Genomic DNA, 14588 nt, shown 5'->3' with positions numbered 1-14588 from the left:
ACGGCATGTCGCCTACGCGGACCGGATCTTGTAGTTTGTTAGGCTGTGAATCTATAACTTATGGCAGGATGTTGCCGGCCGCCGTGTAGATTTCATACCATTCTTCACGGGTCAATACCACGTCTGCAGCTTTCACGCAATCGTTCAGGCGGTCGATGTTCATCGTACCGATAATCGGCTGCATTTGAGCAGGGTGGCGGAGCAGCCAGGCAATTGCAATGGTCGTATTGCTCACGCCGTATTTAGCGGCGATTTCGTCGATTTTCTTGTTCAGCTCAGGGAACTTGTCGCTGCCCAGGAATACGCCTTCGAAGAAGCCGTATTGGAACGGAGACCATGGCTGAATAGTAATGTCATGCAGACGGCAATAGTCCAGAATGCTTCCGTCGCGGTCGATCGAGGAATCGACTTCCATGTTGACGTTAACGCCGTTGGAGATCATTTTGGCATTGGTGATGCTCAACTGAAGCTGGTTCGCCACGATAGGCTGCTTCACGAATTTCTTCAGCAGCTCGATCTGCATCGGTTTCTGGTTGGATACGCCGAAATGACGGACTTTGCCCGATTTCTCCAATTGTTCGAACGCTTCAGCAACTTCTTCCGGCTCTACCAAAGCATCCGGACGATGCAGCAGCAGTACGTCGAGGTAGTCGGTTTTCAGTCTTTTCAGAATGCCGTCTACCGAGTTCAGGATATGCTCTTTGGAGAAGTCAAAGCTGATGCCGGGACGGATGCCGCATTTGGACTGCAGAATAATATTCTCGCGGACCGAAGGGCTCATATGTATAGCATCTGCAAAAATTTCTTCGCATTCACCTGCACCGTAAATGTCGGCGTGATCGAAGAAGTTGGCACCTAGGTCCAGTGCGGATTGCACGAAACGTTCGGCACCGTTTTTATCCAGAGAATTGATGCGCATGCAGCCAACGGCTACAACAGGCACTTCAAGTGAGCTTGTTCCGAGTTTAATCGTTTTCATTGTTATCTCCCTCCATATCGTTTATTCTGGATGATTTTGCGGGTCCAGACAACACATTCCTAACATGACCTATAAGCTTACCGTAAGATGCTCCCGCGGCACGGGAGTCCTATGAAAACGATAACACTTTTAGATATGTGAGAACCTGCAAAACCCTTTTCTATTTTGACACGCTGAAGGAAGGGTTTCAAGAGCCCTAAACTTTTTAAATTGAATTTTACAATTTGTTGATGTTTGAGAGCATTCTATAACACTTTTATCCAGCGGTTGTATGTAACATTTGTCACTGAGAAATTAGAAGATTTTGTTAAGCTTATAAGATACATAGAAGGGAAGGATTTCCTTTATGAAGGGGAAGCCGTCCTTGAATTAGCATAAAAATTGTAAAGGCGGAGCTGTCCATGTTTAGATCGTTAATCGGAAAAATATTAGCTTTAATCACTGTTGTAGTAGCCGTGTGTACCGCCGCATTTGCCGGAGTTTCCTATTTTGAGCTGCAAAGATCGGTCACAACCCAAATGGAGAATGACGGGGCCACGCTCATCACGATCATTAAGAGGGAGATCGTTACCCGTAACGTAACGAATTTATCAGAACTGCAGCAAATCTTCCAAACGATTAAGGAGCAGAGTGAGGGCAATTTGGTTTATATATCGCTTTCCGATCGTGAATCCAACCTTCTGGTTTCAGATGCTTCTAAATGGAATAAGTCTGGAGCTGAACTAGATGCTGAGTCGGCGGCTTCGGTCAAAGGGAATCAGCCCGCGGCTGCTGGCGGTAATCAGCCAAAGGAGGCAAACGGAGAAAAGACAACCGGACGTATGCTGTCCATGCCGGACGGTGAACGGGTTTACAACGTTTCTACCGATTTTATTTATAACGATAACCTGTCAGGAGCTCTGAACATTGGCTTGTCGCTGAAAGATATGAACGCACAGCTGCAGCGTTCCAGTTGGGAAACCGTATTGATCGCCTTTCTGGTCATGATAGGCTGCCTTTTGGTAGGTGTTGTGTTAGCCAAAAAGCTAGTGCTTCCCTTGTCAAAAATGTCCGGAGAAATCGCTCATTTCGCAGAAGGAGATTTCTCCTTTGAATTTGAGTACAGCGGGCGGGATGAAATCGGCAGTATGTCGGCTGCGTTGTCCAGGATGCGCAGTACCCTAAATTCGCTGGTAAGTAATATTCAGCATAACACGTATCAGGTGGCGGACAGCTCCCGGAAGCTGACTGCCGTGATCAAAGAGACCTCCTGTGCGGCAGAAGGGATTTCCGGCTCCGCGGCTGAGCTTGCTGAAGGTGCCGGTGAACTGGCCCGGCATTCAGGTGAAGGTTTGGAGCGGCTGAACAGACTGGCAGACGAAATCCGGCTGCTGTCCGGCAAAGCCGATGAAATGAAAGGGCGGATCGAAGAGACGAAAGGTGCCCACCAGACCGGTCTGGTCAGTATTCGTCAATTGAAAGAAGCCATTGATGACAATACGGAAATCAACTCCCGGATCGAGTCCCAGGTCCTTGAGCTTGGCAGCAAGTCTGGGCATATTACTGAAATCGCTTCGGTGATTAAAGAGATTGCCGAACAAACACGGCTGCTTGCCTTAAACGCCATGATTGAAAGCGCCCGGGCCGGCGAGCAGGGCAGAGGATTTGCGGTGGTGGCCGGGGAAATCCGGAAGTTATCCGAACAGACGGCGAATTCAATCGGCCGGATTGAAGGAATTGTGAATGAGGTCAACGAGGCTGTTGCCCATACACAGCTATTTATGAAGCAGGGATCTCAAGCGATCAGCCGGACGGCTGCTGTTTCGGCGGATACGGGCAATGCCTTTAAAGTAATCGCCCAGGCGGTAGCCGCTATAATAGGAGAGATCGAGATTCTGATGAATGGTATTGCTGAAGTCAATGGAGACAAAAACGAGCTTATATCGGCTATTCAACATATTTCGGCGATCGCCGAGCAAGCCAGCGCCTCCACACGGGAAATATCGGCGGCTACCCAGCAGCAGCTTGCCAGCATGGAAGAAGTAGGCGGATCGGCCAAAGAACTGAAGACAGTTGCGGATGGGCTGGAGCGGATGATGAGCCGGTTCAAGCTGGCTGAGCAGGAAGTGGAGCAGGCGAGACTGCCTGAAATCCAGGAGTAATCCTTGTTCATTAAATAAACGAAAATAATCCCCCTCTTTGCGGTGTGCCCGCAGGGAGGGGGATTTTATATAAGTTCAGAACACCTTCCCTTTATCTGGCCATCCAGCCGCCGTCTACGCAGAGCACGTGGCCGTTTAAGTAATCGGAAGCAGAAGAAGCGAGAAAGACAGCCGGGCCTTTCAAATCCTCGGGAGTGCCCCAGCGCCCCGCGGGGATTCGCTCGGTAATGGAGCGGGTCCGGGCTTCATCCTGCAGAATGGGAGATGTATTATTTGTAGCCATATACCCCGGAGCAATGGCGTTGACCTGGATGCCTTTTCCGGCCCATTCATTGGCGAAAGCTTTGGTCAATCCGGCTACGCCGTGTTTGCTGGCCGTATAGCCAGGGACGTTGATCCCTCCCTGAAAGGACAGCATGGAGGCAATGTTAATGATTTTGCCGGTTCCTCTGGCGATCATATGATTGCCCGCCAGCTGGGACAGCAGAAACACCGTAGTCAGATTCAAATCAAGCACTTCATACCAATCCTGCCGGCTGTGTTCAGCGGCGGGAGTGCGGCGGATGATGCCAGCGTTGTTCACCAAAATGTCAATTTGACCATTTAACTCTAAAGCTTGCGCAAATACATCTTCCAACAGATCGGCCCGGCTCAGGTCGGCGGAAATTCCGGCTCCTTTTCTGCCGGCTGCTTTGATACCGTTTAATGTGGCTTCACAACTGGATTGGGACACGGCCACGATGTCTGCGCCGGCCTCGGCCAGCCCCAAGGCGATACCTTGGCCGAGCCCGCCGGAAGCGCCGGTCACCAAAGCCGTTTTACCACTAAGATCAAATAGATTCATGGGAATAATCTCCTAAGTAATTAGACTGTTTAAGAGCAGACTAGCTGATCAGCTGTCGGCCAGTTCTATCCTGACACCAGCTTGAATAAAGGATGTTGCCATTTCGGAAGGCAGGCCTGGATCTGTAATAATTGCGGTAATCTCATTCAGGCGGGCGAAAGTCCTCAAGGCGCTTTGCCCGAATTTGAAGTGATCCACGACGGCATAGCATTCCCGCGCTGTCTCGAGCAAAGCCCGTTTGAAATCGATCAGCTCTCCGGTAAAGACAGACAAACCATGTTCGGTATGCACGCCTGTCGAGGAAATAAACGCCTTCTGAATGTTTAAATTCCGGATATAGGCAACCGCCTCTGGTCCCGCCAGCATATTGCGGACCCGGTATCCGCCCGGCACGACAAGCCGAACGTTCTCCTTCGAGGCCAGTTCGCTGATAATGTACACATCATTAGTAACGACCGTAACGGGGAGGTCTTCCAGGCGGCGGGCGATTTCAAGCGTTGTGCTGCCCCCGTCCAAGGCAATCACATCGCCGGACTGAATCATTTGCAGCGCTTTATCGGCGATTCTGGCTTTCTCACCGGCGTGTTTCATCAGCGGTTCCTTCACAGGAAGAATCCCGAACTGGTCGGTGTTGGCCAGCACAGCGCCGCCGTGGACGCGGTGCAGAAGCCCCTGCTCCTCCAGCTTGGTCAAGTCCTCCCGGATCGTTTTCCCGGTCACCTGAAGCATTTGGCTTAGACGGGTGACGGTTACCTCCTGCTCGGTAAGCAGGAGCTCCATAATTTTTTCATATCGGCGTAAAGGGTTCATTTCGGTTCCAACTCTTCTCTATACGTGTATTTCCTGTTATTTTAGCTCTTTCATGTCCACGGCGTCCATATCCTCGAACACCTGATTCTCCCCGGCCATTCCCCAGATGAAAATATAATTGCTGGTTCCTACCCCGCTGTGGATCGACCAGCTTGGGGAAATAACGGCCTGCTCATTCCGCATGACTACGTGGCGGGTTTCCCGGGGTTCGCCCATCAGATGGAACACAGCGCCGTCTTCCGGAAGATTGAAATACAGGTACACCTCCGAACGGCGGTTATGGGTATGGGCCGGCATCGTATTCCACATATTCCCTTTCTCCAGTTGAGTTAAGCCCATAACAAGCTGGCAGCTTTGGATGCCCTTCTCATGGATATAGCGGTAAATCGTCCGTTCGTTGGAATTGTCGATTGCGCCCAGGTGGACGTTAAAGGCGTCTGCCTGACCGGTTTTGGCGGTTGGATAAGATTTGTGGGCCGGTGTGGAGTTTAGATAAAATTTGGCCGGGGACGAGGCGTCCGTGCTTGCGAACCATACTTGTTTGGCGCCAAGACCTACATAGAGACAGTCTTTAGGCTCCAGTACATAATCGGTTCCGTCCACACTTACCTTGCCTTGCCCTCCAAGGTTGATAATGCCGATTTCCCGGCGCTCCAGGAACGTCTCCGCTCCGATTTCCTTCGGATCGGCTTCAAGTGCGACTTTGCTTTGCACCGGAACAACTCCGCCTACAATAAAGCGGTCCACATGGGAATAAATGAGCGTCAGCTTATCTGGAACAAATAAAGATTCGATAACGAATTCACGGCGCAGGCGTTCTGTGTCAAACTGTTTGACTTCATTAGGATGGGAAGCATAGCGGATTTCCATGGGAGAGTCTCCTTTTCCAAAATCAAATTTAGGTTCGTATAAGTACAACTTAAAACTTTTTGGTGCATAAATCAATATTTTATACTAAAATGAACTTAAATAAACGCAACTCATTTGGCACTTATAGTTGTTAATCATAAATAAGGCGGGTGTTGTTAAATGGAAGAAGCGGCAGTTCAGCAAGGACAAAGCAAACGTTTGGATTGGGTGGAGGAAGCATGGCAGCGTACAGTGGATAAAGTACTCCGCACCAGCGGGCGGATTGGCGCGAACTTTCCGCATGCCAGCCAGGGAGGACAATATCAGCTTGAGGAGCCGGGCTGGTGGACAGCCGGTTTCTGGCCGGGTTTGTTATGGATGCTCTATGAGGAGAGTAAAGAACCACAGTTCCGGGCAACAGCCGAAGCCTGCGAAGAACGGCTTGACGAGGTGCTAGACGGGTATGACCGGCTGGACCATGACCTCGGTTTCATGTGGATCTTGACCAGCCTGGCTAACTACAAGCTGAACGGATCGGAGCTGTCCCGCAGGCGGGCATTCAAGGCGGCCAATTATTTGGCCGGACGTTTTAACCTTCAAGGGCGTTTCATCCGGGCCTGGAACGACTGGAATACCCGTTCCGACAATGCTGGAGTAGCCATTATCGACTGTGCGATGAATGTGCAGCTGCTGTATTGGGCTTCCCGCGAGAGTGGAGATGCGCGTTACTGCCATATAGCTGATGCCCATCTGGACACGGTGCTGGAGTATTTTATCCGCCCGGACGGTTCGGTCCGGCATATTGTCCGTTTTGATCCGGAGACGGGGGAACAAACCGAATTTATCGGCGGTCAAGGTTATTCTCCTGAATCGGCTTGGTCGAGAGGCACGGCATGGGCGCTCTACGGGCTGGCTTTGGGTTATCACCATAGCGGACGTCAGGAGTATTTGGATGCTGCTAAACGGGTGGCCCATTTCTTTATTTCGCAGCTGCCTGAGGATCATGTGCCGCATTGGGACTTCCGGGCTCCGGAGGATAGCAAGGCCTATCGGGATTCCTCCGCAGGAGCTTGCGCCGCCTGCGGTTTGCTGCTGCTTGCCGGCGTTGTACCGTCTGAGGAGAGCGACAGTTATCGCCATGCTGGAGAGCGGATAATGGAGTCGCTGTACAAGCATTATGGAGCCTGGGACGACCCGGAGCAGGAAGGGTTGATTCTCCGCGGCACAAGCCATTTTCCGGATCAGAGGAACGTGGATGTGCCGCTGATTTACGGCGATTACTTCTTTGTGGAGGGCCTGGCGAGGCTGAAAGGCGGATTTACAATTTATTGGGAATAAAGATTGCCGGAGGGAAGCAGAAATCCGTCCGCTGGAGGTTCGTGGAAATAGAGCCTTGGGAGAAGAATCTTCTCTCAAGGTTTTCTTTTTTCAAGGGCTGCATGAAATCTTAAATTTCTCTTGATTCTTCGAAAAAAATAGTCGATTATATAAAATTACCGTGTCTTTATGACAGAGATTTTGTATGATGGATATAGAAGGATTTTATAGGTAAACATCAGAGGAGAATCGTCTTAATGAATTTAAGGTTCAGAAAGTTAATGATCACGTATATTTTGGCTACGGCGGTGCTGCTGCTTTTGTTGAACGGCATCTATTATTACACCATGAGAAACACGCTGCTGGACGGTCAGAAGCAAAATATAGAAATCATGACTTCCCATATTAAATCTTCTCTGGAAATCACGCAAAAAGGGGAAATGCTGTTTGAGGAAGTTCTGGCGGACAAGCTCCGTATGGCTTCCATAAGCGCTCAGGGCATGCTGCCGCATAAACTGGAGGATGTCACGAACGAACAGCTGATCCAAGTTAAAAATAAATTAGGCATCGAAGGCTTGACCTTGTTTAAATATCTGAAAGATCAGAACAATTTTATCGGCGCCAAATCCAGTGATCCCAAAGAAATCGGGTTGACTACGGAAACGTGGGGAAGCGGCAAATGGAACAAGGTGTTCGCGGAGCTTATGGAGAAACACGAAGCAACGCCTATCGAGAACTTCGGTGAGAATTTACCTCATTTTTGGGCCGGTCCTTACGATACCTCCACTGCGGATCCGACCCGGATCAGTAAATGGGGGTATTATAATGATGGAACAACTGACTATCTGATTGATCCTTATATTTCTGAAGATATTATTAATCGGTTTCACGATCAGGCAGGCGTAGAGTTTAACATTGCTGACCAGGAGAAAAACAATCCGCTGGTGCTGGAGGTTGGCATCCTGAACGACAAAATCCTGCAGGGCGAATGGAAAGCCCCTATACCGGGCAATCCGGAATGGCATTCGGAACGTATGGTTTTGTATGGTGATTATACTTATACCTCGCCCAGTGATCAGGCGTTAGCCGAAAAAGCTTTTGCCAAGATGGAGAAAGTGCATAAAGTTATGGAGATTAACGGGCGCATGGTTCTTCGAACGTATTCCCCGATTACGCTCCAGGATAACGTTAACAAAGGTTTTGACCGGATGCTCATTATTGTAACCTCGGATATGGACAAGATGACTTCTGATCTGGTGCACAAAGAAATCCGGATTTCCATTGTCGGGTTGATCTTTGTCCTGATCGGCGCGCTTATGCTTGTTGCGGTTGTCCGCTACATCCGCAACCAAACAGAGCTTGTGGACGATGTGCAGCAAATGTATCTGCAGAACATCGACAGCTTGTTCAAAACGGTGAAAGAATACCGGCATGACTTTGTGAATCACATTTTTGCCATGTCGGGTTTAGCCAAGATCAAGAAATACAACGAGCTCGAACAGTATCTGCAAAGCTTGTCCCATATTAATAAATCGCTTAATGATATTATTGATATTCCGATACCGGCTTTTAACGGACTGATTCAAGCCAAGACGGCTCAGGCTTTGGAGCGGAAAATTTCCTTCGAATACCGCTTCACCCATTTTGCCCAGCTTAATCTCGATATTGTGAAAATAACGAACCTTGTACGGATTGCGGGCAATTTGATCGATAATGCCTTTTACGCCGTACAGGACATGGAAGAGAGCCGGCGCCGCGTAACCATGCTGGCTTATGTGGAGCAGAAGACGCTGATCATGCAGGTGTTGAATAACGGAGAGCCGATTCCTGAGGAAATCCGCGAGCAAATCTTCGAGCATGGCTTCTCGACGAAACCGAAGAAGAGCAACAGCGGTTTGGGGCTGGCTATAGTCAAACAAATTACGGCCTCCTATAACGGACGGGTACTGCTGGAGAGCACGGACGAATTGACCTGCTTCACCATTGAAATTCCTTTAGCGCCTAAAGAGCTGGTTATTAAAGATTCGGTTAATGTGCAGGATGACCGGGCAGCTATGGGTTAATAACGAAAGTTAACGTGACAAAAGTTAATTGTAATAAGTTAAAAGTAGAGCAGCTTTGCCGATGAAGGGGCAGGGCTGTTTCTTTTTTTAACAGAAAGGGTAAAAAATAGGCTTACACGGTTTGCCTGTTCAATCGAATAAAGGGTTGACATCGGTTATAATATGGTGTAAAACTAAATTGTAAGCAATATAATTGTTACGAACTGGTTAGAACACAATGAGATATAAATTCATAAACAAAGGAGAAGATTACAATGAGAGTAGAATTCGATTCGATTGCCAGAGAGAAATTGGAGAAAGCACTGAACGGTCAACAAGGATATTTTAAATTGATTACTGAAAATGAAGGCTGCGCAACCGGCGGGATCTTTAATATCTTGCTCTTGAGCGAACCGGAAGCTGCAGACAAACCGATCGAATCGGAAGCATTCTCGTTTCTGGTGGACTCCCAGCAGGAGATCTATTTCGAGCAAACTTTGCGGCTTAAAGGGCATCCGACATTCCCAAGCTTCCGTTTGAGCAGCGACTCGATGCTTTACAGCGATCATGTGATCATTAAAGACAGACGGGTTAACTTGAACAAGGCGGTTTAAGAATACGATTTTATGGAGTTTAACTTAAATGGAATAAAAGACTTGAGCGGTTAAATGGCCCCTGATGATTCTGATCATTGGAGGCCATTTTTTATTTTCAAATCTTAATACGATCTTAATATCTTTGCCATGAAGCTAAATACAGCCTTAATTTCCACAATGTTATACTGGCATGATGAATTGATGTGCTGGTTATATAGGTTCGGAAATTGAGGTGAAAAGGATGCCATTTGCCAATCTAAATGGAACCAAACTTTATTATGAGATGAAAGGTAACGGCGTACCTATCGTTTTTGTTCATGGTCATGGACTGACCCATTCCATGTTTCGGGAACAGATGGACTATTTCTCCGAGAATTATAAAGTTATTGTGTGCGATCTGCGCGGCAACGGGAAATCGGGGAAACTGTCGCAATCCAAAGAGGAAATTCTGGATACGCAGTGTACGGATTTAATTATTCTTCTGAATGAACTGCAGATCCGCGAAGCGGTGTTTGTAGGCGTTTCTTACGGGGGCATTCTTGTTCAGCATTTGGCAAGTTCATATCCTAATCGGGTGAAAGCGCTGGTTATCGTAGACAGCATCTCGCCGGAAGCGGAAACCTCAGGTACACTTAGAAAAATTCAACTCGCTGCGGCCTACTGCAGCTGGGTCACTTATTATGCCCCAAGCGAATGGATTCTGCCTGCTCTGCGTTTGTCTTATCAACGATGGAGACCAGCTTATCAGGTGATTCGCAGAAGTATGCTTGAAAAACGCCCCAGGGAATTATATAAACAAAGAATAGCGATGGCCCTGGCCCATCTTCCCACCTCTATGGAGCTCTTTAGCAAACCCGTGCTTTGTTTGGCTGCCGACTCTTCGGAATATGAGCTCCATAAGATGGAAGCTCTGGCGGCTCGAATTCGAAATGCCCAATTCGGTGTGATATCGGATTCCCTGTCCCCGAGCAATTTATGTCAGCCGGATCTATTTAATCAGGTGGTCCGGTCGTTTCTGGAAACAAGCGTAACGCAGTAATCATTTGGAGTTTTCCACTATACATCATTTCTTTAAGAAAGCGGGCCAGTTATGCCAACGGATTCCATACAAGATAATCATGATTCCGTACTCGATTCCTCTAAGAGGAGAACGAGGGGGAAACTCAGCATTTTCCTCGGTTACCTTCCAGGTTCGGCCAAGGCAGGGGCGATGCTTCATGCCGCCCGAAGGGACGCGCAGAACGGGATGGATGTGGTCCTCGGTGATATCGGCGACTATTCCCGGATGACTTCATCGGGACTGGGCAGGCTTGAACCGCTTCAAATTTCTGCTTCTAAAAGTAAGGGAGTCTTTCATGATTTTAATCTCGATGCCGCGCTGGAGCGCAAGCCGGACATTGTTTTGCTGGATCAGCTGGCTCATGTCAATGCGGAGGGCTGCAGGCATAAAAGAAGATATCAGGATGTGGAGGAGCTGCTTCGCGCGGGTATCCACGTCTATACCACATTGGATATTCAGGAAATCGAAAGCTTGACCGATATCATCACTTCGATTACTGAAATATCCGTTGATGAACGAATACCTGACAATGTGTTTGAGCGTGCCGACCAGATTGAACTGGTGGATGCAGATTTAGATAAGGTCGTTGAACGTTTCCAAAAGGGCCGGATGCATCCGGATGAGCTGATGCAGGGGGAGCGGGATTTCTCCAGCCTTTATGTTCTCGAGAAGCTAAAGCCGCTGCGGGAAATCGCCCTGAAAATCACGGCCCGGCAGTTAAGACGGATAGCCTTACTCATCAATGAAGAGACAAAGAAAGAGGATAAGTATTATCAGGATCATATTCTGGTGTGCCTTTCCTCTGCTCCTTCAAACCAGAAGGTCATCCGGACTGCCGCAAGAATGGCGGAAGTGTTCCACAGCCAGTTTACGGCCCTGTATGTGGAAGCCCCTGAACGGGAATCAAAAGGGACAAGAGACAATGAACATTTGAAGAAAATGCAGCTGCGGGAAAATCTTAAACTGGCGGAGCAGCTTGGGGCGCAAATTGCGACCGTCTATGGCGAAGATATTCCGGTTCAAATTGCCGAATATGTCAAGATGAGCGGGGTGACCAAGCTGGTGCTGGGACGTTCTCCCGATCGCAAGCGGGGGGTGCATAAGTCTTCTTTGATCGACAAACTGATCCCGCTGGTTCCGCATATGGAAACGTATATTATTCCGTACATCGGGACCGAAGGCGTCAAGAGTACCGGATTACCGATAAAACCGCCTGCATTTTCTTTTAGAGATTCGATAAAAAGTTTGTTGGTTTTGCTCTTCTGCACGCTCATTGGCGTCTGGTTCCAGCACCTGGGCTTCCGGGAAGCCAACATCATTACGGTTTATCTGCTGGGCGTTCTTCTAAATGCCACAATAACAAAGGGCAGGTTATACAGCGCGCTTCTGTCTATTTTGAGCGTTATCGTATTCAATTACTTCTTTACAGAGCCTTATTATTCACTTAAAACCTATGATTCCGGTTATTTGATCACGTTTGTAGTGATGCTGGCCGCCTCAATCCTGACCAGCACTTTAACGATGCGGGTCAGGGAGCAGGCCCGAATTGCCGCACAGAAAGCTTACCGTACCGAAATTTTGCTGGAGACGAGCCGCAAATTGCAGCAGGCCGGCAATGCGGCTGCGATCATTGAAGAAACCGCCCGGCAGCTCGTCAAGCTGCTGGGGCGGACGGTTATTTTTTACCCTGTGGATCTGAACAAACTGTCCGAGCCGATTGTGTTCCCGGGCGGGGAAGAATCGAAGGATCGGGCGCTCTATACGGGGGACAACGAGAAGGCTGTGGCCAACTGGGTGTTTACCAACAATAAAAGAGCCGGCGCAACGACAGATACCTTCTTCGGAGCCGAATGTCTCTATCACGCCGTCCGGGGCGGCGAGGGAGTGCTGGCCGTTTCAGCTATTGCAATGGATGAAGGGGACCCGCTCGACTCCTTTGAACAAAGCCTTGTGATCGCGATGCTGGGCGAATGCGCGCTTGCACTGGAAAAGGAACAGTTAAACGAACAGCAGAAAGAGATTTCCATGCAAATTCGTCAGGAGCAGCTGCGCGCCAATCTGCTGCGCTCTATCTCCCATGATTTACGGACACCATTGACCAGTATCTTGGGGAATGCCGGCATTTTGCTGAGCAACTCCAAGGTGCTGGATGAAGAGCAGCGGACCGGACTGTATGCGGATATTTATGACGATTCCATCTGGCTGATTAACCTGGTAGAGAATCTGTTATCGATAAGCAGGATCGACAACGGAACAATGAAGCTGAATCTTCAGGCAGAACTGGTGGACGATGTCATCACGGAAGCGATGCGTCACGTAACCCGGAACAGCCAGAAGCATGAAATTCAGACGGATCTGGAAGACGAGCTGTTAATGGCAAAAATGGATTCCCGGCTTGTTGTCCAGGTTTTGATCAATCTGGTGGACAATGCCATCAAATATACGCAGGACGGTTCTATCATTCGAATATCCGCGAAGAGAAGCGGGGAATGGATTCTCGTTGAAGTTTCGGACGATGGTCCGGGTATACCGGATGCCGATAAAGAGCGGTTGTTTGAAATGTTCTATACGGGGAACAACAGTTCAGCAGACGGCAGACGAGGGCTTGGACTGGGCCTTGCCTTATGCCAATCGATTATCCAGGCACATGGCGGGACCATCGGGGTAAGAGACCATGAGCCCCGCGGAAGTGTATTCTATTTCACTTTGTATGCGGAAGAGGTGGATATTCATGAATAATAAACCGGTTATTCTGGTCGTGGAAGATGACAAGCCGATCCGGAAACTGATTACGACAACACTGGAAACCCAAGGTTATAAATATTTGACGGCGCATACGGGAGAGGCCTCTATTCTGGAGACGCTCTCCAGAGCGCCGGATTTGATGATTCTGGATTTGGGGCTGCCGGATATAGACGGGGTTGAAATTATCCGCAAGATCCGCACCTGGTCCAATTTGCCGATTATTGTGGTCAGCGCCCGCAGTGAAGACCGCGATAAAATCGAAGCGCTGGATGCGGGGGCGGACGATTATCTGACCAAACCGTTCAGCGTGGAAGAACTGCTCGCCCGGCTGAGAGTCAGTCTGCGGAGAATCCGGAACGACAGCACGAAGCTGCTGAGCGACTCTTCCATCTATACGAACGGCAGCCTCAAAATCGATTACAGCGCAGGCTGCGTCTGGTTGTCCGGGGAAGAGGTGCACCTGACGCCAAGCGAATACAAAATTCTGTGCCTGCTGGCCAAAAATTCCGGGAAAGTATTGACGTATAATTATATGATCAATGAAATCTGGGGCAGTCATTCGTATGACATTCCGGCCCTCCGGGTCTTTATGGCCACCTTGCGCAAGAAGATCGAAAAAACATCGTCCCAGAACAAGTTTATTCAGACGCATATCGGGGTCGGCTACCGGATGCTTCAGCTTTCCGAGGAATAAAAATAAGGCCGGATTAAGGTGAAGAATTCCCATATCTACACTCATTCCCAGGCCTTTACCGTATCCGCGAACGGAACCATGCTTCTTCCCAGAGGCATGGTTTTTTGCTGTCTTCGGATGAATAACCGGCCATCTTAATTTGATCTTTATTAAGCGGCTCGAGTTCTAATCCTATGCTAATGGCGAAAATGATACCCTTAGCTCGAAAGGGGAAATAAGGGGTGAAACCTATGACTGCCTTAACAGGATCTTCATGCTTCGAACTATACTCTAATCCCAAGGAAGAGGAGGACCAAACCCATGATGGACCTGTATATGATCGTGATCCTGCTGCTGATTGCCCTCTCGCTGATCGGCTTCACGGCCTGGGCTTCGGCCGTGGTCGATGAAGGAAGTGAACCACGATGATCTGGGTACTGCTGGCTTTGACAGCTGCGTTGTTTCTTTATTTAACTTATGCGCTTATTCATCCGGAAGAATTTTAGCTACGATTTCAGGAGGGGTTCCCTGT

12 protein-coding genes are annotated in these 14588 nt (G+C 49.0%); 8 read left to right on the top strand and 4 right to left on the bottom strand.

Annotated elements, in window-relative coordinates:
• Window positions 1–58: 58 nt before the first annotated feature.
• Window positions 59–979, bottom strand: coding sequence for an aldo/keto reductase (locus CBE73_RS07525; RefSeq protein ID WP_094093717.1), 921 nt, complete (start codon window positions 977–979; stop codon window positions 59–61).
• A gap of 401 nt (window positions 980–1380) precedes the next feature.
• Between CBE73_RS07525 and CBE73_RS07520 the strand changes: the two genes are divergently transcribed.
• A complete protein-coding gene (locus CBE73_RS07520; protein WP_094093716.1) occupies window positions 1381–3120 on the top strand; it encodes a methyl-accepting chemotaxis protein in 1740 nt (579 codons plus the stop codon).
• Between the two features lie 91 nt (window positions 3121–3211).
• On the opposite strand, the gene kduD is transcribed toward CBE73_RS07520, so the two are convergent.
• Genes kduD through kduI form a run of 3 tightly spaced genes read right to left on the bottom strand, consistent with a single transcriptional unit; the run spans window position 3212 to window position 5644 of the window.
• Window positions 3212–3964 (bottom strand): 2-dehydro-3-deoxy-D-gluconate 5-dehydrogenase KduD, encoded by a 753-nt coding sequence (kduD, locus tag CBE73_RS07515; protein WP_094093715.1) that lies wholly within the window; start codon window positions 3962–3964, stop codon window positions 3212–3214.
• 48 nt (window positions 3965–4012) lie between these two features.
• A complete protein-coding gene (locus CBE73_RS07510; RefSeq protein WP_094093714.1) occupies window positions 4013–4774 on the bottom strand; it encodes a DeoR/GlpR family DNA-binding transcription regulator in 762 nt (253 codons plus the stop codon).
• Window positions 4775–4810: 36 nt separating this feature from the next.
• Window positions 4811–5644, bottom strand: coding sequence for a 5-dehydro-4-deoxy-D-glucuronate isomerase (gene kduI / locus CBE73_RS07505; protein WP_094093713.1), 834 nt, complete (start codon window positions 5642–5644; stop codon window positions 4811–4813).
• A 159-nt stretch (window positions 5645–5803) separates the two neighbouring features.
• Between kduI and CBE73_RS07500 the strand changes: the two genes are divergently transcribed.
• The 7 genes from CBE73_RS07500 to kdpF all read left to right on the top strand — a co-directional run bounded on the left by CBE73_RS07500 (window position 5804) and on the right by kdpF (window position 14562).
• Window positions 5804–6961 carry a glycoside hydrolase family protein gene (locus tag CBE73_RS07500; RefSeq protein WP_094093712.1) on the top strand — a complete coding sequence of 386 codons (1158 nt, stop codon included), beginning with the start codon at window positions 5804–5806 and terminating at the stop codon, window positions 6959–6961.
• A gap of 236 nt (window positions 6962–7197) precedes the next feature.
• Window positions 7198–9003 (top strand): sensor histidine kinase, encoded by a 1806-nt coding sequence (locus CBE73_RS07495; RefSeq protein WP_094093711.1) that lies wholly within the window; start codon window positions 7198–7200, stop codon window positions 9001–9003.
• A 254-nt stretch (window positions 9004–9257) separates the two neighbouring features.
• Entirely contained in the window at window positions 9258–9596 is a 339-nt protein-coding gene (locus CBE73_RS07490) for an iron-sulfur cluster biosynthesis family protein (protein WP_094093710.1), read from the top strand.
• A 223-nt stretch (window positions 9597–9819) separates the two neighbouring features.
• On the top strand, window positions 9820–10617 hold the full coding sequence (locus CBE73_RS07485; protein ID WP_094093709.1) for an alpha/beta fold hydrolase: 798 nt from the start codon (window positions 9820–9822) through the stop codon (window positions 10615–10617).
• Window positions 10618–10668: 51 nt separating this feature from the next.
• Window positions 10669–13377 (top strand): sensor histidine kinase, encoded by a 2709-nt coding sequence (locus CBE73_RS07480; protein WP_094093708.1) that lies wholly within the window; start codon window positions 10669–10671, stop codon window positions 13375–13377.
• On the top strand, window positions 13370–14077 hold the full coding sequence (locus CBE73_RS07475) for a response regulator (RefSeq protein ID WP_094093707.1): 708 nt from the start codon (window positions 13370–13372) through the stop codon (window positions 14075–14077). The genes CBE73_RS07480 and CBE73_RS07475 overlap by 8 nt, the downstream gene beginning before the upstream one ends.
• 404 nt (window positions 14078–14481) lie before the next feature.
• Entirely contained in the window at window positions 14482–14562 is an 81-nt protein-coding gene (gene kdpF, locus CBE73_RS22640) for a K(+)-transporting ATPase subunit F (RefSeq protein ID WP_094093706.1), read from the top strand.
• Window positions 14563–14588: the final 26 nt, after the last annotated feature.

The organism is Paenibacillus physcomitrellae (assembly GCF_002240225.1).
Lineage (GTDB): Bacteria > Bacillota > Bacilli > Paenibacillales > Paenibacillaceae > Fontibacillus > Fontibacillus physcomitrellae.
The sequence above is the reverse complement of the archived record's forward strand: the minus strand, read 5'-3'. Positions and strand labels throughout refer to the sequence as shown.

What these genes read in the sequence shown, in the direction of transcription:
- CBE73_RS07475 (WP_094093707.1), top strand. Translation starts at nt 13,370, where the DNA reads ATGAATAATAAACCGGTTATTCTGGTCGTGGAAGATGACAAGCCGATC.
- CBE73_RS07510 (WP_094093714.1), bottom strand. Translation starts at nt 4,774, where the DNA reads ATGAACCCTTTACGCCGATATGAAAAAATTATGGAGCTCCTGCTTACC.
- CBE73_RS07495 (WP_094093711.1), top strand. Translation starts at nt 7,198, where the DNA reads ATGAATTTAAGGTTCAGAAAGTTAATGATCACGTATATTTTGGCTACG.
- CBE73_RS07485 (WP_094093709.1), top strand. Translation starts at nt 9,820, where the DNA reads ATGCCATTTGCCAATCTAAATGGAACCAAACTTTATTATGAGATGAAA.
- CBE73_RS07490 (WP_094093710.1), top strand. Translation starts at nt 9,258, where the DNA reads ATGAGAGTAGAATTCGATTCGATTGCCAGAGAGAAATTGGAGAAAGCA.
- kdpF (WP_094093706.1), top strand. Translation starts at nt 14,482, where the DNA reads ATGATCTGGGTACTGCTGGCTTTGACAGCTGCGTTGTTTCTTTATTTA.
- CBE73_RS07480 (WP_094093708.1), top strand. Translation starts at nt 10,669, where the DNA reads ATGCCAACGGATTCCATACAAGATAATCATGATTCCGTACTCGATTCC.
- CBE73_RS07500 (WP_094093712.1), top strand. Translation starts at nt 5,804, where the DNA reads ATGGAAGAAGCGGCAGTTCAGCAAGGACAAAGCAAACGTTTGGATTGG.
- kduD (WP_094093715.1), bottom strand. Translation starts at nt 3,964, where the DNA reads ATGAATCTATTTGATCTTAGTGGTAAAACGGCTTTGGTGACCGGCGCT.
- CBE73_RS07525 (WP_094093717.1), bottom strand. Translation starts at nt 979, where the DNA reads ATGAAAACGATTAAACTCGGAACAAGCTCACTTGAAGTGCCTGTTGTA.
- kduI (WP_094093713.1), bottom strand. Translation starts at nt 5,644, where the DNA reads ATGGAAATCCGCTATGCTTCCCATCCTAATGAAGTCAAACAGTTTGAC.
- CBE73_RS07520 (WP_094093716.1), top strand. Translation starts at nt 1,381, where the DNA reads ATGTTTAGATCGTTAATCGGAAAAATATTAGCTTTAATCACTGTTGTA.